At 55.6% G+C, this 21,232-nt stretch carries 15 protein-coding genes and 3 pseudogenes; 10 read left to right on the plus strand and 8 right to left on the minus strand.

The window, feature by feature from the left end; genetic code table 11:
* Nucleotides 1-10: 10 nt before the first annotated feature.
* The gene (locus VQ830_RS26540; protein ID WP_337271164.1) at nt 11-997 is read left to right on the plus strand and encodes an alpha/beta hydrolase; all 987 of its coding nucleotides are present in this window, start codon (nt 11-13) and stop codon (nt 995-997) included.
* A 193-nt stretch (nt 998-1,190) separates the two neighbouring features.
* Here VQ830_RS26540 and VQ830_RS26545 read toward each other — a convergent pair whose 3' ends face one another.
* The 5 genes from VQ830_RS26545 to VQ830_RS26565 are packed head-to-tail and all read right to left on the minus strand — an operon-like array spanning nt 1,191 to nt 6,130.
* On the minus strand, nt 1,191-2,249 hold the full coding sequence (locus VQ830_RS26545) for a DUF2218 domain-containing protein (protein WP_337271179.1): 1,059 nt from the start codon (nt 2,247-2,249) through the stop codon (nt 1,191-1,193).
* A gap of 2 nt (nt 2,250-2,251) precedes the next feature.
* The gene (locus tag VQ830_RS26550; RefSeq protein WP_337271165.1) at nt 2,252-3,070 is read right to left on the minus strand and encodes an ABC transporter ATP-binding protein; all 819 of its coding nucleotides are present in this window, start codon (nt 3,068-3,070) and stop codon (nt 2,252-2,254) included.
* Nucleotides 3,067-4,095, minus strand: a complete 1,029-nt coding sequence (locus VQ830_RS26555) for a FecCD family ABC transporter permease (RefSeq protein WP_337271166.1) — start codon at nt 4,093-4,095, stop codon at nt 3,067-3,069. Before VQ830_RS26555 ends, VQ830_RS26550 begins: the two co-directional genes overlap by 4 nt.
* Nucleotides 4,092-5,135, minus strand: coding sequence for a FecCD family ABC transporter permease (locus VQ830_RS26560; protein ID WP_337271167.1), 1,044 nt, complete (start codon nt 5,133-5,135; stop codon nt 4,092-4,094). Before VQ830_RS26560 ends, VQ830_RS26555 begins: the two co-directional genes overlap by 4 nt.
* Complete coding sequence (locus VQ830_RS26565) at nt 5,132-6,130, minus strand: iron-siderophore ABC transporter substrate-binding protein (protein WP_337271168.1); 999 nt, start codon at nt 6,128-6,130, stop codon at nt 5,132-5,134. The genes VQ830_RS26560 and VQ830_RS26565 overlap by 4 nt, the downstream gene beginning before the upstream one ends.
* A 324-nt stretch (nt 6,131-6,454) precedes the next feature.
* Between VQ830_RS26565 and VQ830_RS26570 the strand changes: the two genes are divergently transcribed.
* A complete protein-coding gene (locus VQ830_RS26570) occupies nt 6,455-8,602 on the plus strand; it encodes a TonB-dependent siderophore receptor (RefSeq protein ID WP_337271169.1) in 2,148 nt (715 codons plus the stop codon).
* 36 nt (nt 8,603-8,638) lie between these two features.
* Here the strand turns inward: VQ830_RS26570 and VQ830_RS26575 are convergent, their stop codons facing one another.
* Together VQ830_RS26575 and VQ830_RS26580 are read right to left on the minus strand one after the other, a co-directional pair.
* A complete protein-coding gene (locus VQ830_RS26575) occupies nt 8,639-9,529 on the minus strand; it encodes a helix-turn-helix domain-containing protein (protein WP_337271170.1) in 891 nt (296 codons plus the stop codon).
* Nucleotides 9,530-9,806: 277 nt separating this feature from the next.
* Nucleotides 9,807-11,540, minus strand: coding sequence for a M23 family metallopeptidase (locus tag VQ830_RS26580; protein ID WP_337271171.1), 1,734 nt, complete (start codon nt 11,538-11,540; stop codon nt 9,807-9,809).
* Nucleotides 11,541-11,929: 389 nt separating this feature from the next.
* On the opposite strand from VQ830_RS26580, the gene VQ830_RS26585 reads away from it, so the two are divergent.
* From VQ830_RS26585 to VQ830_RS26600, 4 genes are all read left to right on the plus strand, one after another.
* Nucleotides 11,930-13,135 carry a GTP-binding protein gene (locus tag VQ830_RS26585; RefSeq protein ID WP_337271172.1) on the plus strand — a complete coding sequence of 402 codons (1,206 nt, stop codon included), beginning with the start codon at nt 11,930-11,932 and terminating at the stop codon, nt 13,133-13,135.
* Between the two features lie 382 nt (nt 13,136-13,517).
* Nucleotides 13,518-14,135 carry an NAD(P)H-dependent oxidoreductase gene (locus tag VQ830_RS26590; RefSeq protein ID WP_337271173.1) on the plus strand — a complete coding sequence of 206 codons (618 nt, stop codon included), beginning with the start codon at nt 13,518-13,520 and terminating at the stop codon, nt 14,133-14,135.
* Nucleotides 14,128-16,041: a monovalent cation:proton antiporter-2 (CPA2) family protein gene (locus tag VQ830_RS26595; RefSeq protein ID WP_337271174.1), complete on the plus strand. Its 1,914-nt coding sequence runs from the start codon at nt 14,128-14,130 to the stop codon at nt 16,039-16,041. Before VQ830_RS26590 ends, VQ830_RS26595 begins: the two co-directional genes overlap by 8 nt.
* 84 nt (nt 16,042-16,125) lie before the next feature.
* Nucleotides 16,126-16,890, plus strand: a complete 765-nt coding sequence (locus VQ830_RS26600) for an AAA family ATPase (protein WP_337271175.1) — start codon at nt 16,126-16,128, stop codon at nt 16,888-16,890.
* Nucleotides 16,891-16,958: 68 nt separating this feature from the next.
* Here the strand turns inward: VQ830_RS26600 and VQ830_RS26605 are convergent.
* Nucleotides 16,959-17,153: pseudogene (locus VQ830_RS26605) on the minus strand (helix-turn-helix domain-containing protein); the annotation flags it as partial.
* A 197-nt stretch (nt 17,154-17,350) separates the two neighbouring features.
* Between VQ830_RS26605 and repA the strand changes: the two are divergent.
* The 4 genes and pseudogenes from repA to VQ830_RS28890 form a co-directional block, all read left to right on the plus strand.
* Nucleotides 17,351-18,253: pseudogene (gene repA, locus VQ830_RS26610) on the plus strand (plasmid partitioning protein RepA); the annotation flags it as partial.
* Between the two features lie 83 nt (nt 18,254-18,336).
* Complete coding sequence (repB, locus tag VQ830_RS26615) at nt 18,337-19,332, plus strand: plasmid partitioning protein RepB (RefSeq protein ID WP_337271176.1); 996 nt, start codon at nt 18,337-18,339, stop codon at nt 19,330-19,332.
* A 298-nt stretch (nt 19,333-19,630) separates the two neighbouring features.
* Complete coding sequence (repC, locus tag VQ830_RS26620; RefSeq protein WP_337271177.1) at nt 19,631-20,875, plus strand: plasmid replication protein RepC; 1,245 nt, start codon at nt 19,631-19,633, stop codon at nt 20,873-20,875.
* 186 nt (nt 20,876-21,061) lie between these two features.
* A pseudogene (locus tag VQ830_RS28890) lies at nt 21,062-21,232 on the plus strand (ISL3 family transposase); the annotation flags it as partial.

Consider the following 21,232-nt stretch of genomic DNA (forward strand, 5'->3'; position numbering starts at 1 on the left):
AGAGCAATTCATGAAAAATCCGATACGCAGCTTTACCACTCCATCTCGGACGATTGAGCCGCCGCAGTCCATCAGCGAGGAAGCACGAGCGGCCTTGTCACGCCTCGTGGCCGATGACGGCAGCCTCCTCAATGCGCAATACGTCATGCCAGCGCCGGAGGATTACGCAGGCTGGATGAACATGAAGGCTGCGGTGGACGCTCATTACGCCGCTGCTGCAAAGAAGATGTCGGCGAGCCTGCAGTCCAAGGCAGAGACTGTTGTTGTCGAAACCGCAACGATCCATGTCGCGACGCCATCTGGAACTTTCGACGCCCGCCGCGCACTCATCGACCTTCACGGCGGCGCTTTGGTGTCCGGCGGTGGAGAAGCCTGTCAGGTGAGTGCGCGCCGCCAGGCGGACCAGCACGAAACTCGATGCTATGGCATCGATTACAGGATGCCACCTGAGTATCCATATCCCGCTGCGCTCGATGACTGTCTCGTTGCCTATCGTCATGTCTTGAAGGCTCATGCGCCCGAGCATGTGGTCGTTCTGGGCAGATCGGCAGGCGGTAACCTCGCGGCTGCCATGCTGCTGAGGGCAAAGAATGAAGGTTTGCCAATGCCGGGCAGATTGGTCCTGCTCTCGCCCGAGGTCGATTTGACCGAATCCGGCGATAGCTTCCAAACCAATCAGATGATCGATCTTGTTCTGCCTCGTCCCCTCAGATCGAACAACCTGCTTTATGCCGGGGGTGCCGATCTTTCAGATCCATATCTATCGCCGCTCTTCGGCGATCTACATGACTTTCCACCGACATTTCTTCAGACAGGAACGCGAGATCTCTTCTTATCGAACACGGTGAGGATGCATCGAGCCTTGCGAAAGGCTGGGGTGGAAACGGAGTTGCACGTCTTTGAAGCCATGCCTCATGGCGGTTTTATGGGAGGAACGCCCGAAGATCACGAGCTTGAATTGGAAGTTCGCCGGTTCGTCATGGGAAACTGGAACTAATCTTCAGAGCCAATGCGCCAGACCTAGACGGCGCAGCTTGATCCCATAGATTCGCCGACTTCGGAGACGAGCTCCACGAGCGTGCTGAAAAGAGGCTCCGCAAAGCTGCGCAGCACTGTTGGCTCAAATTTTACCTTACTGCGCTTCTGGTCGGTTGGATATCGAGGCGATGATCTATCGGCCATAGATAGTTTTAGACATGCTCCCAGTACCAAGCCACATACATATTCTTCTTCGCGTGATTACGGCCCTTCAGAAAGGAGCGAAGCGAGCGGACGTCTTCTTTTTCGCCTGCAAACCAGACAAATGTGCCTTCGTCCATGGTGTTGATCGCGCTTTGAACCTGATCCAACAAAACGCCCTTTGCGCCGACCGGATAGCGATCTCTATGAAGCCATCGGACTGTGATTGATGCCATTGACGAGATGATCTGTTCTTCCGCCTCATCGGAAACCTCGATAATCGCCTCAAGGCTTGTTCCTGGAAGAGCTTCAGCCGCTATCCGGGCGATGGCGGGCAGCGCGCTTTCGTCGCCGGCAAGCAGGATCGACGTCGCATCCGGCATGCTACCGGCTCCCGGCCCCATCAATGCGATCTCCTGTCCGGGTTCAGCATCCCGCGCAAAATCAGCGCCAGGGCAGGACACCACGCTTGAGGAATGCTGAAGGAAGTCGATCGAAATCTCGTTCGTCTCTTCGTCAACTGCGCGAATGGTGTACACCCGCACGAGGAGTTCGTCGGCGCCCTCCGGCCATGCGATGCGCCCATCACTTCGAATGCCAGGCCAAACCGGCTTGCGTCCTCGTGGTGGGACAAGGAGGCGAACATGCATGTCGCCCTTGATAAAGGGACTGACGTCCGCGCAGGAGAAGGTGACCCTGCGCATACGGGGTGTGATATCGGATGCCCGAACCACGCGGCCAAAGTGCAGGTTGGGCAAAGAGGTTTTCGGTGCTGCGTCATCCCAGCTAAGCTCAAAGGCTTCGTCACCGGCAAAGTAAAAAAGGTGTTCGGCAAGATTGGTCCGGCTCAGTTGAAGTGCTTGCGGGGAGGGGCAGCGCAAATCGATGAGGAGGCGTCCTCTATCCGAGCGGATGTTTGTGGTGCCGAATTTGTTGACCAGTCGCGCCGCGCTGCCATCCCGCTCGACATCGGCGTGCTCAACGAAGTGCTCGCAGATCTCAGTCAGCATTTCATCGGCGTTTTTCGGCCGAGCGATGCCTGTCAGGTAATGCTCTTGCGGTCTATCCAAGTTCAAGGCTTAGCCCTCCTGTTTTCATTAAGACGATGGCGGCCAATGGGAATCATCATCGGCCGGCCGGAAATGGGATCGGAAATGATGCGGCTTTCCAGGCCAAAGACCTTCTGGACCATTGCTTCATCCAGGACGTCTTCCGGATGGCCGCAGATGTGGATTTCACCATCTTTCATCGCCACCAGGTGGTCCGCGTAGCGAGCTGCCAGGTTGAGGTCATGCAGCACCATGACGATAGTGGTGCCACGGGTTTGATTGAGATCCATCAAAAGATCGAGAACTTCGACCTGATGGTTGATGTCGAGAAAGGTCGTCGGCTCGTCGAGAAGCAGGACCTTTGTCTCCTGTGCCAAGGCCATGGCAATCCAGACCCGCTGTCGTTGGCCGCCAGAGAGTTCATCTACAGGCCGGTCGGCAAGTTCGGCAATTTTGGTCGCCCTCAAAGCGGCATCAACCGCTTGATCATCTTGGCGAGACCAGCGTGAGAAAAGGCTTTGATAAGGATGTCTGCCCCGGCTGACCAGATCGGCAACGGTGATACTCTCCGGTGCGACTGGCGACTGCGGAAGCAGCCCAAGCAAGCGCGCTAGCGCCTTCGGCGGCATGTTGTGGATCGATTTCCCATCAAGCAAGACTTCGCCGGCATGGGGTGATAGGAGCCGTGACATTGCCTTTAGTAGTGTCGATTTGCCGCAAGCATTGGCGCCGACAATGACGGTGATCTTGCCAGGCGGAACGGTGAGATCGAGCCCGTGCAGGATCGTGGTGTCGCCGTACCCGGCCGAGACGGCATTGGCTTTTAGCGCATGATCGCTCATAGCGAGCCTCCCGCCCGGTTGACGCGGATGATAAGGAAAAGCAGGTAAGGGGCACCAAACGCGCCTGTGACAACGCCGACCGGATAACGGCTTGGCAGTAGGAACTGCCCAACATAGTCTCCGGCAAGGACAAGAAGCGCGCCGACCAGTGCGGAAGGGATCAGCAGCGAGCCGTTGCTACCGAAGAGCCTGGCTGCGATTGGGCCGGAAAGGAAGGATACGAACGCAATCGGTCCAGTGACGGCCGTCGCAGAGGCGATGACGCCGACAGCACCCACGATTACCGAGATGCGGGCAGCAGCAACACGGACGCCGAGCGCCGCCGCCATATCTTCGCCAAGCCGAAGGGCCTCAAGGTCCTTCGTTCGAGCGATCAGTATTCCGCCAAAGACGGCGAGAGACAGCAAAAGCGGAACAACCTGGACCATCTGCGCACCATTGACGCTCCCCGTCAGCCATCTCATAGCCTCTTGCAGGTTCCAGGCCGGTGCCTGCGACAGGACGTAGGCGACAATGCTCTCCAGCATGGCGGAGACAGCAATCCCGACAAGGATCAGCCGTGCCCCCGCAACGCCGTTGCGGGACGACAGGCCATAAACCAGAAGAGCAATTCCAAGTCCGGCCGTGACCGCCAGAATGGATACGGAGACTCCCTTCATTCCCAGCAAAATGATCGCGATAACCGCTGCCGCGCTCGCGCCTGAACTGATACCAATAATGTCGGGACTGGCGAGCGGGTTACGCAGCATCATCTGGAGCGCAACGCCGCCGAGGCCGAAACTGCAGCCCGCCAGCACGGCAAGCAATGCGCGCGGGAGCCGTAGCTGTCCGACCGTGAAACTTGCACCTGCAACAGTCTTTCCGGCCAATATCCTGATGACGTCGGCAAGAGGCGTCACCGACTGGCCGACGCAAAGAGCGAGGATAAAGAGAGCGAGGACGGCGGCGGAAAGGATAGCGATCATCGTCAAGTAACGACGCCTTCGATTCCGACGCAGTTGATGGATGAGATCGAGGGAGGTCATAGCTGGCGTATCCGTTGGCGCCGGACGATCCAGATGAAGAAGGGGGCACCGATCAGAGCAGTCACGATGCCAGCATCGAGCTCGGCTGGCCGACTGGCAATGCGACCTACGACATCGGCTGCAAGCAGAAGGCACGCGCCGGAAACGATTGAGAACGGCAAGAGCCACCGGTGGTCGACACCGATCAACATGCGGCAGAGATGGGGAACGATCAGACCAAGAAAGCCGATTGGCCCGCAAAGCGCCGTCGTTGCGCCGCACAGAAGGATCGCGCCAAGCGCGGCTACAGCGCGTGTCCGCGCGACCCGCTCGCCGAGCCCGACTGCAAGATCATCGCCAAGCGCGAGGGAATTCAGCTTCTTGGCAGAAAGCAGGCTGATTGCAAAACCGGCGGCAAGAAAGGGCATGACGGGAAGGATCCGCTCAAAAGTCGCGCCGCCAACTCCGCCGATCTGCCACGAACGGATGCCGCCAGCGATGTCCGCCCGTGGTAGCACCACGGCTGTCACCAGTGACGACAGTGCAACCGACGTCGCCGCGCCCGCCAGAGCCAGCTTCAGCGGAGTTGCACCGCCACGGCCAAGTGACCCCACAAAATACACGAAAACAGCCGAGACACCGGCACCCAAGATTGCGGTCCAGATATAGGCTTGCGCCGAAGCGATACCGAACCATGCTACGCCGACGGCAAGGGCAAGTGACGCACCCATATTGACGCCCAGAATACCTGGGTCGGCGAGAGGATTGCGCGTCACGCCCTGCATGACCGCACCGGCGAGCCCAAGTGCGGCACCCGCCAGGAGCGCCAGTAAAGTACGCGGCAGCCGCACAGTAACCGCGGCAGCGCCGATCGTATCAAAATGCCCTCTCAAAGCTGCTACTATGTCTCCCCACGCGACGTCCCGCGTTCCTGTCGTCACTGAAAGGATCACAAGTCCGGCGAGCAACATGAGGAACCCGGCAAGCCAAAGACTTTTTGCTCCAGTTGACCGTTGCGAAATAAAGGGGCGCGGAAACGCTGTCCTAGAAAAGGCGGTCATTGACTTCTTCTGGCCGCGTCAGCGAGCATGGCGATATAGTCTTTAAGAACGAATGTGATCGAAAGCGGCGTGGGGTTAGCGGCCGTACCAACTGGGTTGCGACCGAGCATCACCATCGCGCCCTTTGAAACGGCTGGCATTCTGGTCATCAGCGGATTTTTTCGCAGCGCCTTAAGCAGGTCTTCGTTTCCGTAGGTGACGACAATGTCGACATCATCGAAGGCATCGATGCGCTCGGCGCTCATCGAGCCTGAGTATTTTCCAGGGGCGGAAGCATCCGTGACGCTTTTCGGAGACTTGAGGCCGAGATCGGCGAAGAATTTCACGCGAGTATCATTGGTCGTGTAGAAATTAACGGTGCTGAGGTCGGAGGCGCTAAGGTGGGTGATGAACATCGCGGACTTATCCTTCAGCTCTGGATGTCCCGCGATAGCCATGGCGATTTCGCCTTCGATATTTTTAATCAGCGCTTCCCCCTCTTTGGCCATCCCCATTCCCGCACTGTTGAGCCGGATCATCTCGCGCCAGTCGGTTGACCAAGCTGCGTCCGGGTAGGCCACAACCGGGGCGATCTGGCTTAGCGTGTCGTAATCGCTCTGGCTGAGGCCGGAATAGGCAGCAAGGATGACGTCGGGCCTTGTGGCAGCGACGGCTTCGAAGTCGATCCCGTCTCCCTCGTCGAAGAGAACCGGGGTTTGCGCATGCAGTTCCTTCAGCCGTGTCGCGACCCAGGGCAACAGACCATCGCCGTCATCATCTCCGAAATTCGCCTTAGCGAAGCCAACGGGAACGACGCCGAGTGCCAGCGGAACTTCGTGATTTGCCCAGGCAACCGTTGCGATCCGCTCAGGCTTTTTGGTGATGATCGTGGTTCCGAAGGCATGCTTGATGCTGATCGGATAGGTCGTGGCCTCATCCGCAACGGCGTGATCGAAGGCCATCACGTAAAGCGCGACCAACGCCGCACTCAGCGCACAAAACAGGAACCGGATCATCGCACACTCCACCGAACGCATAAGTGGACTCCAAATCTCAGGTTAAATCTCCGACGTCAATGGTCACGAAAGTGCGTGGTGACCAAGGATGTGAGATTTCCGTGGAATCGTACAAAACCCTGGAATTTTACAATACTGGATTGATATACTCAAGTTATTGGCCGTCATGGGGCGCATCGAACGGATCGAGGCACATGCGGAAGCTGCTAGACACATTCGCAATTCCGGATGGCTGGAGATGGGCCTTGTCCTTTTGCAACTGGCCGGAAACACAGCTCCCGGGCGTGGCCGGTCTCGACGAAAACAGCTTTTTGGAATGCGACGATGGATAAAACAAGAAACGGCGGCCGCTCTCTTTCGACCCCTCTGCAGTGGCGCAGAGCTCTACTGCTCGGATGCACGGCAATCGGATCGCTGTTGCCTGCCGTCTCCTTCGCGCAGGATGCGGCAGATGCCAATGGGTCGACCGCTTTGAAGCCGATCGTGATTGAGGGCGCCGGTGGCTCTGCCAGCAAGTTGGATACAAGCGAGGATTCAAAGTCGATCGTTGCGACGAAGACAACAGCTGTCGGTAAGATGCCGAGCGATGTTCTGACGACGCCAGCTACGGTTTCGGTCATCACGTCGAAAGAGATCCAGGAGCGTGGCGCCGAAAGTGTTGAGCAGGTTGTGCAATATACGGCCGGTGTCATCACCGACTATTATGGTTCGGATGATCGCTACGACTATTTCAAGATCCGCGGATTTAGCCCGTTCACCTATCGCGATGGCCTGACGATCGGCCGCAGCTGGGGAGGGGTGCTGGAAGAGCCCTATGCCTTCGATCGCGTCGAGGTGCTGAAAGGGGCTAATTCGACCGGCTTTGGCGTCTCTGATCCCGGTGGTTCGGTCAACTACGTGACCAAGCTACCGAAGAGCGAGCGCTTCGGTGAAATCTACGCCAGCGGCGGGTCCTATAATCACAAGGAGACCGGATTCGATTTCGGCGACAATATCACCGCCGACGATACGCTTTCCTATCGCCTGACCGGTAAGCTGAAGCGCTCTGACGATGAATATGATTTTTCCCAGGACGACGAGAACTTCATTATGGGCGGCCTGACCTGGCGCCCAACGGACATGACGAGTTTATCTTTTGTTTTCGATCACCTGGGAAGGGACGGTACGCCGAGCAGCGGCGGCCAGCCGCGGTTCACGCATCTTGATCGCGACGCCTTCTTCGGTGAGCCCGACTACAATTACAACACGGTGAACCGCAACACTTATAGTTTGATCTTTGATCATGACTTCGGAAACGGTTTGACCTTCAATTCCAGTGCCCGCTACAGCAAGACGGACACCGGCTTCGGCTATGCCTACATTTTTGACGCGCTCGGTGCGAGTGACCTGGCAGATACACTGGTGGACCGATCCTACTTCGGCAGCCGAAAAGCAACCGAGCAGTTCATCGTCGATGCGCATGTGCTTTATGAGGCAGGGTTCGACCATGTCGAGACCCGCACTCTTTTCGGAGCAGAATTCAACACGCTCAATTCGGACAACGAGAATTACTACACGGCTGCTCCGGCTATCGACTGGACGAACCCGATCTATTCCGGCGCCCCGGTCGGCCTTACTCCGTATAGTTCAGTCGCCGCCGATCAAACGACAAAGGCTATCTACCTCCAAGAAGATCTGACCTTCTTTGATCGCCTCACGGTCAGCGTGGGTCTTCGCAACGATTGGTTCGATCTCAAGGAAACAGGCACGTCCAACGGAAAGGCCGATATCAGCGATTTCAGCAAGCGCTTGGGCTTAAGCTACAAGATCACCGATGAACTTGCAGCCTTCGCAAGCTATGCTGAGTCCGTTGCACCGCCGAGCGCCGGCGTGACGCCGACCACCGGGAAGCAGTATGAAGTTGGCCTCAAATATCGGCCGGATGCTTTTCCGGCACTCATAACCGCCTCGGTTTATGACCTGACGATGGGGAACATTACCTCCTATGAGGCTCCCACCTATCTGCCTTCGACGATCGACAAGGTCCGCCATCGCGGTGTCGATCTGGAAGCGAAGCTCGAGGTGACCAATGACATCAACGTTATCGCAGCCTATGGCTACATTGACTCCAAGATCGATGAACCCGGTGATCCGAATGGTTACAACGGCAAGCATTTTGCGCAGGTCCCGGAACACATGGCATCCATCTGGGGCAGCTATACGCTCCCTGGCAACGGCGCGCGTGGCGACATGACCTTCGGGCTGGGTGCTCGCTATATCGGCTCGTACTATTTCGACAACGCCAATACCCGCAAATCAGATGGCGCGGTCGTGTTCGATGCGGCGTTCACATATAAGATCAAGGAACATACGACGTTCCAGGTCAACGCCAGCAATATCTTCAACGAGAAGCATATCGCCAACGACGACGGCGGCGCCTATTACTACAATCCCGGCCGCACCATCATGGCGACCCTTCGCCAGACCTGGTGAGCAGTGCCAGGGCGACGAACGAGGCAGGAGAACGGATCAATTGTGCTGCCTGCTCCGTCTCCATGCCGCCGGCGTCTCACCTGCAATCTGCCGAAAGACCTTTGTGAAGTGCGCCTGATCGGAAAACCCGAGCTGATTTGCGATACCAGCTACCGTCATACCACCTTCACAGAGCATCGTTTTCGCAAGCTCGACGCGCTTACTGAGTTGCCATTGTAAAGGCGTTTTACCGGTGGTCTGCTTGAAAACGCTCGCGAACCAACTCTCCGAGAGGCCGACCGTGGCTGCCATATCGGCGATCGACATCCGGTAATCGCCAAGGGCCTCCATCCGCGTTTGGAGTTTATTGATCTGAGCCTGAGTGAGACGACCGTGGTTCTTATTCTCGTTGCGGTCAGGAATATCAAGAAGGCCCGCGAATATGCTTCCGGCAAGGCTTTCGGCAAAGACGGCATGCTTCGAAGGGGCCGAGATCTCATCGACCAAGAGGCCTGCCAATGTCTTAATTGCGGGGATGTCGTGGACTTCGACGGGACGTTTGAGGGCGGACTGCGCTGCCGATGCACCGACCGAAGGTGCCAGGAACTTCAAAAGTCGATCCTTGTGGATATGCAAATTCAAATGTGAGAACCGATGACTGGACCGGCTGACAGTCCACATGGGAACACCCGCCGGAACATAAACCGCTCGGGCCATCGGGCGGGCATTCTTTTCGCAGGTTCGATTTCGGTTGGATATTTGAACCTGCGAGGACACGTCGTTGAAGAAGACCATCAGACGCGGATCTTCCGCGAGATAATAGCCATTTGCGCCAGCTTCGCTTTCAGCTTCCCAAAAAACGCTCACCAAACCGTCGAGCTGGCGCCATTTGACAGGAGCGACAACCCGGATTCCCTCGGTGCGCCACGTCATCGAGTGCCAAAACATGAAGGTCCATTCCATTTTTTTCGGACAAAAGCTTTCAAACTAGAAAGCTCGGTCCATCATAAAACATGATCCTTATATTCATGTTTGTGCGCAGGGCAAGTCCCTGGCGACGAGAGAGAGTGAAACGGAGAGTAGCAGTCACGTTTTGAGGCACGGTGATTGCTCTCGTTGGTCGACACCCAATCCGGGACCTCACTGAGCTGTTCTGTCGTGCCATCTCTGGTCCGTTTCAAAGAAGGGCAGAGGTGGCCTCTTCGATAAAGCCCGATGACGTCCGTCAGCCGCGTTTCGGCAATGACGATCCATCTGTGGACGTATCGATCAGCTTGTCTATGCCATTGAGCCGATTGACTTCATTCCTGAAGTCGCTCAACGCCTTGCCGGTCAGGACCGTCCCAGCAGGAAAGTTCGCAGTCGTTGGATCAAGATATTGACGAGCCTTGCGAAGCTCATAGTAAAGGTGTGGTCCAGTCGACAAGCCCGTGGACCCGACATAGGCGATCACCTGACCCTGAGAAACCCGTTGACCGACAGCTACACCTTTTGCGGCATGATCTATGTGCGCATATGTGGTGAAGTATCCCTGTTCGTGACGAACGCGAATGTAGCGACCATATCCTGGCTGCCAGGATATCAACTCGATGGTCCCGTCGCCGGCGGCCACGATTGGCGAGCCAAGTGGTGCGGTATAATCGACGCCATCATGATGTTTGCGTACGCCAAGGATGGGGTGGATGCGCCAGGCGAAGCCGTCACCCAACCGACCGGCCGGAACCGGATTTTTAAGAAGAAATTTCGAAACAGAATGTCCTTCTATATCGAAGAATTCGGCTGGTGATTCTGGTTGCGCATGGTAGCGATAGAACTGTCGCTCGCCGCTCTCGGTGGCAAAGGAAACAGAGACAAGCTCCTTTCGGCCGTTACCCTCGCGAAACATCAGGTGAACCTTACCCTTCACATCTGCATCTGTGTCGATCTGGATTTTGTTCTTCCGCGCAAGATCGACGATCTGCAAGACAACGTCGGGCGGCACATGCGCATGAAGGAGTTTATGCACAAGCTGGGGAAAATCCGACTGGGCTTGCGTAAGATCTGGAGCATTGTCGCTCGAGAGCGGTTCTTCAAGATCTCGCGCGGAAGACGTAGCCTCGCGCATCAGGCGGTCGAAGACAATAGGCTGCCGAATTTCCTTGAAACTATCGTCTTCAACCCTGCCAATGATCAGGTCTTCGCCGGTATTCTTCTTTAGTCTCACCATCAGGAGCTGTCTGCTTCCAGCCTGATCCGTCAAGAGCGCATCAAGCCTGTCGCCCGTTCTCAAAATCGCTGCTTTCAGCAAGCGTACGAGTTCGAGGCATTTGGCTGGGGAAGACTCGAGACCTGCCAGGACATCTGAAAGAGACTGGTCTGCTGCTGGCATCACCACGATATGCTTTATAGGGTCAGCGTCCTGTTTTTCCGAAGTGCTGACATTGATTGGTACCCCCCGAACGTGACCGGCAGCTCCATCTGCATAAGCAAGTGGCGCGCTTGTCGGCCGGTTGTCCTGATCTGGTTTGGCACCACGAAGAACCGTTGCAAATACATCTTCAGCGCGAGAAGAAGCAGTGGGTTTAACGAGACTTTCCATCGATCTCGCAGGCCGCTGATCGTCTTGCTGGTCGAGATCAACATTGGTCTGGATATAAGCATATTCCGCTAGCGATCCGTCCATCCTGGCTTCAATCATTTCGACACGAGAGCGATCGGCAAGAGGGGCTGCGATGGCAAGCCTGGCCTGTTTTGCCGTGCTCTTGGGGGGAGCATGAGACGGCGCTAATAATTGAATGGCGGTGACGTTGTGCTGGGCAGGTGCTCCCGCTTCGAGCAAGAACCATCCCGTCGTGATCCCTGCGAATGCGAATATCAATATCGAAATCAGGAGCCGGGCAAGGATGGCGTTTTGAAAGCGGCCCACTCGATGAAGAAAGTGGATCTCACCGAAACGCGTCTGCTCTTTGAATTCAGGCATTCAATATTTCCACAAGTGAACAGAACCGGTCAAATCGAAAAGCTGATAAATGTTATACCGTTTCATATCGACCTGCCACGAACTTGATGATGCTGGGGGGTGAGCGGTCGTAAAAAGATGTCGAAGCGTTGTTAGAGGCGCCTACATGTCACACTCCGTCCACAACAGCTAGCCTCGCTTCCAAGAATCACAGTCTTTTGTTCTGGCCGCCAAAAGACCAGACAGATTACCAGGCGAGTGCTTGAAAACCTCGTGCGGACGACAAGCGGCACAGGCGGTTCTTTTGAAGCCAACCATCTCATCGAATGCGCTCTTGGCAGCATCTTGTTAACACTGATGTTACTGTATAACATTACGCACAGGTTTCAACGATCCGTATGGAGATGTCAATGGTTCGAAAACTTCCCGTCACCGTCCTGTCCGGCTTCCTCGGGGCAGGAAAGACAACTCTTCTCAATCATATCCTTGCCAATCGCCAGGGTATGCGCGTAGCGCTCATCGTCAATGACATGAGCGAAGTGAATATCGATGCCGCACTCGTTCGCGACGGTGGCGCCAACTTGTCGCGCACGCAGGAACAACTGGTCGAGATGACCAACGGCTGCATATGCTGCACCTTGCGCGACGATCTCCTCAGGGAAGTCAGGGCTTTGGCCGAACAGGACCGCTTCGATTATCTTCTGATCGAGTCGACAGGGATCGCTGAGCCCTTGCCTGTTGCTGCGACTTTCGACTTCCGCGATGAGAATGGCAAAAGCCTGGTGGATGTCTCGAAACTCGACACCATGGTGACGGTCGTCGATGCTGCCAATCTGTTGAAGGATTATAGTTCGTCCGACTTCCTCTCCGATCGCGGCGAAACAGCAGGTGATGGCGACAACCGCACGCTGATCGACCTTTTGGTAGAGCAAATCGAATTCGCTGACGTCATTGTGCTCAATAAGATCAGCACCGCAACTTCTCAGGAGCGTGAGGCAGCGCGCGCCATTATTGCAGGCCTCAACCCAGATGCAAAAGTGATAGAGGCGGATTTCGGCAAGGTGGACTTGAAGGATGTTCTTGGTACTGGCCGGTTCGATTTTACAAAAGCTGAAACTCATCCTCTATGGTTTAAAGAACTTCATGGATTTGCTCACCATGTGCCGGAAGCAGAAGAATATGGCGTTCGCTCGTTCGTCTATCGGGCCAAGAAGCCATTCGATCCGATGAAATTCCAAGCCTTCATCGACCGCTCCTGGCCAGGCGTTATTCGCGCCAAAGGTTTCTTCTGGCTGGCAACCCGCCCTGATTATGTCGGCGAAATCAGCCAAGCTGGTGCCCTCGTTCGGACCCAGAAGATGGGCTTGTGGTGGACCTCGGTACCCAAGAAACAATGGCCGCGTGATCCGGGCTTTCTCGACATGATGAAGCCCTTTCTCGATCCAGTTTGGGGTGATCGCCGCCAGGAGATCGTTTTCATTGGCGCCGATCCTATGAATGAAGCGCAAATCCGAAAAGAATTGGATGCCTGCCTTATCGAGACGTCAGCGTTCGAGCCCGATCTTTGGCGCCATCTTCCCGATCCCTTTGCAAGTTGGGAACGGCAGGCCGCATAAGATCCATCGGCTTGGCCACACCTACCTTCGCGTCTATAGCCAATAAAACGCGATCACTGTTCGCTCGCGGACAGTGATCGTGGACATGCCGATCACAGATGCGGCGGTCGAACTATCTGGAAGAGCTTGGATATTGCAGGACGGCGGGCATCAATGAAGGCCGTCACCAGATCTGACTTCAGCGCCAAACGCTACCGCCGTTTAAAGTCTTCCGCGCGAATATTTCACAACGACGATGCGCTTCCTCTTCCGCCGATGCTCGTTGCAGAACAGATTTGACCGTACGCCATTGCTGGCGACGATCGACGTTCCATTGACAACCAACTCCGAACCGGGGAGGAAGGGCAGACATCGTTCCTGAGATCCTGATTGGAAATTGAACATGGCCAATGTGCTCGTTCTCTTTGCTCATCCTGGGCAGCGCCATTCGCGCGTCAATGTTGGCATGGCAAAGATTGCCAGCAGCATCGAAGGCGTCACGTTCATCGATCTCTATGCGCAGTATCCAAAGTTCGACATCGATATTGACGTCGAGCAAGACAGGTTGCTGAGACATGATGTTCTCATTTTTCAGTTTCCGATATACTGGTACTCCACGCCGTCCATCTTGAAGGAATGGCAGGACCTCGTTCTGGAATATGGCTTTGCTTACGGCCATTCGGGGGACAAGCTGGCAAACAAGGTCTTTTTGCCCGTCATTACCGCCGGTGGACCTGACCACGCCTATACAGAGCACGGGCGCAATCATTTTCGTCTTCGAACGCTGCTGTCGCCTCTGGAGCAGACTGCAAACCTCTGCCAGATGCGGTTTGTCGCGCCATATGCACTTTTCTCCGCACATGATGCGCAGCAGGAGGGCCGAGCCGACCCGCATTTAGAAGGGTATCGCCGCTTGTTGTTGGCGTTGCGAGACGAGACTTTTGATCTCAGTGCTGCTACGCAGACAGAACTGCTCAGTGCTGAGACGCTCCCGATCCGTGAGAGGACGGTCCATGACTGAAATCATTTTCCAGGCCTTCATCTATTTGATGGCGGCCGTCGTCTCCGTATTGATCGCAAAGCGGCTGGGTCTTGGCTCCGTTCTCGGTTATCTGATTGCCGGCATCGTGATCGGGCCCGCGTTGCATCTGGTCGGCAACGAGACGCAGGATCTGCAGCATTTCGCCGAGTTCGGCGTCGTGATGATGCTCTTTCTGGTGGGGCTCGAACTGCAACCTCGGGCGCTATGGGAAATGCGATCCAAACTCCTTGGACTTGGCGGACTGCAGGTGGTTGTCACGTCGCTTGTCATCATGGGATGTGCCATGCTTCTCGGCCAGGTCTGGAGCGTCGCGCTGACCGTTGGCTTTATCTTTTCGCTGTCTTCGACGGCTATTGTCCTGCAGACGCTCGGCGAAAAGGGGCTTTTGCGGTCATCGGGTGGTCAGTCAAGCTTCTCGGTGCTGCTCTTTCAGGACATCGCCGTCATTCCCATGCTGGCATTGATCCCTCTTCTTGCGCTTCCGGAACTTACGAGCCACAGGCTCGGCGGCAGCACCGAGAATGGTGGTCATCACTCCCTTAATCTGGTGGACGGACTGCCGGGCTGGCAGGTGACCTTGGTGACGATCTTTGCCGTCGCCTTTGTCGTCGCGGCCGGTCATTATCTGTCGAGACCCATCTTCCGACTGATCGCGCACGCCAAATTGCGAGAAATTTTCACGGCAGCTGCATTGCTGCTGATCATCGGTATTGCACTTTTGATGACGATGGTCGGCCTTTCGCCGGCGCTCGGAACCTTTCTTGCCGGCGTGGTCCTCGCCAACAGCGAATTCCGGCACGAGCTGGAAAGCGATATAGAACCCTTCAAGGGACTGCTGTTGGGTCTCTTCTTCATCACCGTCGGTGCGAGCATCGATTTTTCTCTTCTCTATGCCCAGATCTGGGCCGTGCTCGGCATCACATTGGGCATGATGGCGCTCAAGGCGATCGTGCTCCTCGCACTGTCCTTCATCTTTAAGCTGAGAGGGATTGATCGCTGGCTGTTCGCCCTCGGTCTGGCCCAGGCGGGTGAGTTTGGTTTCGTGTTGATCTCTTTCACGGTGCAAAGCGCCGTGTTGCCGGAAAGCCTCGCATCAATCCTATTGCTGGTTGTTGCGGTATCAATGCTTCTGACACCTGGCCTTTTCATCATCTTTGACCGGCTGATCGTGCCGCGCTTTGACCGGCGGCAGGAAGAGCAGGCCGACGAGATTTCGGAACGCGGATCGGTCATTATCGCAGGCCTCGGGCGCTTCGGGCAGATTGTCAATCGCATGCTGCTCGCCAACGGCTACAAGACAATCGTTCTCGATCATCAGGCTGATGTCATCGATGGCCTACGAAAATTTGGCATCCGTTCTTTCTTCGGGGATGCAAGCCGCCCGGACCTTCTTCATTCTGCAGGCCTTCATGACGCAAAGGTATTGGTGGTTGCGATTGATGACCCTGAAAGGGCTGTCGAAATCGTCAAGCATGCACGCAGGGAAAACCCGCACATCCACATTATAGCGCGCGCGTTCGACAGGACCTCGGTCTATCGACTTTACGAGGCGGGAGCACATGACATCGTCCGCGAGGTTTTCGATAGTTCGGTGCGCGCCGCTGGCTATGCTCTGCAGGGTCTTGGCATGCATCCCTATGATGTCGAAAAGAGCAAGCGAGTGTTTGTTCGCCAGGATGGGGAAGGGCTTCGCACACTCGCACCGTTGTGGCGAGAGGACGTGTTGGTGTTCAACAACAAGGAATATGTCGCCAAGGCAAAGGAGATTAACGATCTCCTGGAAAAAGCGATGATGGGAGACCGAGGCGCCCTTGGGGAAACGGCTGAACGTGGGTGGACGCCACCGGATGTCGCGGCGGAAAAGTTGGAAAAGAAGAGTGACTGAACAATGGGTTGAAGCTGTTCAGCGAAGGTGTTCCTTGCCCGGGCTTATGAACGACGAATGTTGATCGAGAGAACCACACTCTGAATGCGTAGAAACAAGTCGACACGCTTGCCAGCACCATATCTGAAGCGTCTCTGGATGAATGAAGATGCAAACCTGGACGATCAATATCCGTTCAACCTGCCTTGGCTGGACAAGGCGTTCTCTCTCGACTTCAAGACGCCGGTCACGATCATTGTGGGCGAGAACGGGACCGGAAAATCGACGTTGATCGAGGCCGTCGCAGCATTATGCGGATTTGACGAAGCCGGGGGAGGGAAGGGCTATCGCCCTGTCGACCACTCCCGAGCAATCGACCGGAGCGGGGCTCTGCTTGCCGGTGCAATGCGTGCGGGATGGCTGCCCAAGGTCACCATAGGCTGGTTCTTTCGTGCTGAGTCGTTCTTCTCGGTCGCCCGGTTCCTCGACGAGGCTGCCCGGGACGCGAATGCGGCGCCACCTGACTTTTTATCGTGGAGCCATGGCGAAGGCTTCGTTCGGTTCTTTGAGGAACGCATGACCCGACAGGGAATGTACCTGCTGGACGAACCGGAAAGTGCGCTTTCCCCGAAGCGCCAACTCGAACTGGTTCGCCTTCTTCACAGCGTCCAGGAATCGGCAAGCGCTCAGATCATCATGGCAACCCATTCTCCAATCCTGATGGCAGTTCCGGGCGCTCGCCTGTTGGAGATCACCCGAGCCGGTCTCGCCGATGTTTCGTTGCATGAGACGCTACACTTCAAACTTTATAAAGAGTTCGTCGAAGATCCTGTCGATTTCGTCAGCCGTGCCTTGGGCGAGGGGAGTTAAACTGTATGAGTTTGCGGCCGCCGCCTTTTGGCCTGTATCCTCAGACTGCCAGTTCGCATCTGCTCATTCAGGTCCAGCGCCGCGTTGCGCAAAGAGGCCGGCCGGCCATCCCGGTCATAGGCCTGCAGCAGCCGATGGACTTGACTTCGACTGAGGTCGAGCCGTTTGGCAGCCTGGACAGCGGCCAGGTACTCGTTACGGATCTTCTGGATGAATTCGAGGCGATGCAATTCTTTCTGCGATATGGTGATCAAAAAGGAGATGACGACTCCGACCACTCATGGTCTCGACCAGGCTGAAGATCGTCATCTTTGCTCCCAACGTTGGCTTTGACCAGTGGGAGAGAAGCGAGACTGTCGCAATCAGTCACATTCACAACTTTCCCAGGTCATCAAACCCGGGGAGAGTGAAATTCTAACTTTGCAGACACAGGACATTCCAACTTAGCGACTACAAACCAAAGTCGCATAAGAGGTATTACGTACCCAGGCGGCGGGAAGGCGAACCGATGCAGGTCGTCTCGGTCGTGAATTTTAAGGGCGGAAGCGGCAAGACGACGACCGCGGCTCACCTTGCACAGTATCTCGCGCTTACTGGGCATCGGGTACTGGCGGTCGATCTTGACCCGCAAGCTTCCCTGACGTCTCTTTTCGGAATCCAGCCGGAGCTTGATGATACCGCCTCTCTCTATGAGGCCCTTCGATTTGATGATGAGCGCAAATCAATCTCGGATATTATCCAAGTGACCAATATTCCTGGCCTGGTTGTCGTACCAGCGAACCTTGTCCTGCAGGAATACGAATACGATGTGCCACTGGCAATCTCTTCCAAGAAGGGAGAGGACGGTCGTCTCTTCTATATGCGGATTGCCAGCGCTCTGAAGCAGGTCGATGACAGGTACGATGTCGTCGTCATCGATTGCCCCCCTCAGTTGGGCTATCTCACAATAACTGCCCTCATGGCGTCGACCGGGATCCTCATCACCATTCATCCTCAAATGTTGGACATCATGTCGATGAGCCAGTTTCTCATGATGCTGGGGGGAATCATGGGACCGGTTGCAGAAGCCGGGGCTGAGATGAGCGTGCAATGGTTCCGGTATCTTATCACACGTTTCGAACCGACCGACATCCCTCAGGCTCAAATGGTCGGGTTCATGCAGTCTATGTTCGCACAGCAGATGCTGAGAAACCATGTCTTGAAATCCACAGCCATCTCCGACGCTTCTATAAAGAAGCAGACATTGTACGAGGTCGAAAGGGGGGAGTTTGTCCGGGCGACATACGACCGAGCGATCGAAAGTCTAAACGCCACAAATGCGGAAATCGCCGAGCTCATCCACGGTGCCTGGGGGCGAAAATGAAAGACTTGCCAGCCGTTTTTTCACCGATTCGAGAAGCCCCATCAATAACTTGTCGAAGTTGAAAGCAGCTCAGGAGGACAGACATGTCCCGTGAAAATCCATTCGCCAAGCTGGATATGGCAGCGATATCGCAGAGCCAGACGCCAACCAAGCCCGGTTATGGCATGACAGGAGCGGCGAAAACGGTTGTTCGCTCTATCGAGGACATGGTCGAAAACACCAAGAAGCTCATGGAGGGCGAGGTGATCGTAGACCTCGATCCACAGTTGGTCGACGTGTCTTTCGTATCTGATCGTCTTTCAGATGATGGAGAGGAGTTTCAGGAACTGCTCCAGGCGATCAGGGAGTCGGGTCAAACGACGCCTATTCTTGTCCGCCCGAGCACAATAGATGCCAAGCGCTATATGGTCGTGTTCGGCCATCGGCGCGTAAGGGTAGCTCGCGAGCTGGGGGTGCCCGTGAAGGCGATCGTCAAGAAGCTCGACGACACGACCTCGGCCATCGCCCAGGGTCAGGAGAATGCAGCCCGTTCCAACCTGTCCTTCATTGAGCGCGCGCATTTCGGACAGAACCTGATTGCGTTTGGAATGACCAAGGAAACGGTTCGTTCGTCTCTCGCTATCGACGAGGCGATGCTGTCCAAGATGCTTGCCGTTATCGAGGCGGTGCCGACGCCCGTCATCCAGGTATTGGGCGCTTCCAAGAAGATTGGGCGCGACCGGTGGCTTAGCCTTCGACAACTAGTTCTTACCCCTGCTCTCTCCAAAGTCGCTGTAGAACATGCGATGTCACCCGATTTTCAGAAGCTTCCTGAAGCCCAGCGATTTGACGAGCTGCATGATTACTTGAAGCGATACAAGGCTAAGTCGACTGCCAAAAAGCCTAAGCAAGAGGTCCCTGTCAAAGACTGGGTCTCGTCGGACCGTTCGCTGAATTTTGCGATGACTGCCAAATCCAGAAAGGTCGCCATCGAGCTTACGAATGTCGAAGCCAAGCCCTTCAGCGAATGGCTGTCTTCTCGCATGGACCGCTTGTACGAGGAGTACAAGGGGTCGCAAAACAAAACAAACGGAGACTGAACCGCAAAAGAAAAAGGCCCCCAAACGGCGAACCGTGGAAGCCTCTCTCGTCATCTCTAGCAGGATCGAGAATCGCATTTCCCGGAATCACAGTCAAGAGTCCTTGGCGCCATTTTGGTGATCGGATTTCTTTTGCCTGAAGAAAGGTGAAAAAGAAATGCATACGGGACATGTNGTGGAAGCCTCTCTCGTCATCTCTAGCAGGATCGAGAATCGCATTTCCCGGAATCACAGTCAAGAGTCCTTGGCGCCATTTTGGTGATCGGATTTCTTTTGCCTGAAGAAAGGTGAAAAAGAAATGCATACGGGACATGTGACGACGCCCTTTGGGCGGCGGTCGATGTCGCTTGCCTTGGTAACAACGCAGATGGCAATCGAAAGTCCGTGCGAAGGGACTCAAGTTGAAAAGTGGAAGGTTTTTCGGGACGTTTGCGAGGCACGTCAGCGCCTTGGGGTCCAGGATCGAGCCCTGGCCGTCCTCGATGCGCTCTTGACGTTTTACCCACATGGAGAACTTGACGCGAGCCATGGGCTTGTTGTTTTCCCTTCCAATGCGCAATTATCTGTGCGTGCTCACGGGATCACGGAGAGTACGCTCCGCCGGCACCTTGCCGCGCTCGTAGATGCCGGGCTGATTCTTCGCCGTGACAGTCCGAATGGGAAGCGCTACGCGCATCGAAGCCGGGACGGACATATAGAACAGGCATATGGCTTCGATTTGACACCTCTTCTGGCGCGCGCCGGGGAACTAGCGCAAATTGCGCAGGATGTCGCTTCGGAACGAATGCGGTTTCGTCGCTTAAAGGAAGCCCTGACGATTTGCCGGCGCGACGTACGCAAGCTGATCTCTGCTGCGGTGGAGGAAGGCGCTACCGGGGACTGGGCCAAGGCGGAAGAGGCCTATATCAGCATAGTCAGCCGCCTTCCACGCTCTCCAGACGGCACACAACTTGATACCGCCCTTAATCAAATGCGGCTCCTGCGAGAGAACGTCGTCAACATGCTGGAGATGCAGCTGAAATCCCGAATTGTGCGCGGCAATGCCATCCAATATGGCTGCCACATACAGAATTCAAATACAGAATCCATCAATGAACTTGAACCTAGCTCCAGAAAAGAGCAGGGCGGACAGGCTGCTGCGAAAGATCAACCAAGGAGCAAGTCAAACGGACGGGAAAAGGCGAAGCCAGAGTCGGTAAAGGCTTTCCCCCTCGGCATGGTTCTTCGGTCCTGCCCGCAGATTGCTGACTACGGTTCAGGGGGTTGTATTGAAAACTGGCGCGAATTTATGAAGGCGGCCGTCGTTGTGCGATCCATGCTTGGGGTTACTCCGTCGGCTTATGAGGAGGCGTGCGCCGCTATGGGCCCAGAAAATGCTGCGGTCACGATGGCATATATCTTGGAACGGTCGAATTTCATAACGTCCGCTGGCGGCTATCTGCGCGATCTAACCAGGCGTGCTGAACGAGGCGAGTTTTCGCTTGGGCCGATGTTGATGTCACTCATGAAGGTAAGCGACAGCGGCGGGCGAAAAACTGCTTGATGTCAGCTCTGAAGAGGTAGTTGATCAGTTGTCAGCCGTTTTTTTTCGGAGTTTCTTATCTGAAAACAATTGCTTACCGCGATTGAAGCGAGAATTTTGAAGCCATTGTCGGTTGGCACTTAAAGGGGTTCTTCCTCAATTTCTGTGGTTAACAGAGTATTAGCGCCACGACCGTTATCTGCGGGGATGCGAACGCAATTAAAATGGTCACCCGGCCCAGGGGTCAAAATTCTTGGTATCACCCTTCAAGATGAAGGAAACTGGGTTGTCTCCGCTGCTGCGAAACCGGTCGGCATCTGCCCGGATTGTGGAATGCAAAGTCGGCATCGGCACGGCTGGCACCACCGCCGCCTGCGG

Origin of the sequence: Oryzifoliimicrobium ureilyticum, from assembly GCF_037199735.1 — a bacterium.
GTDB lineage: Bacteria > Pseudomonadota > Alphaproteobacteria > Rhizobiales > Rhizobiaceae > Rhizobium > Rhizobium ureilyticus.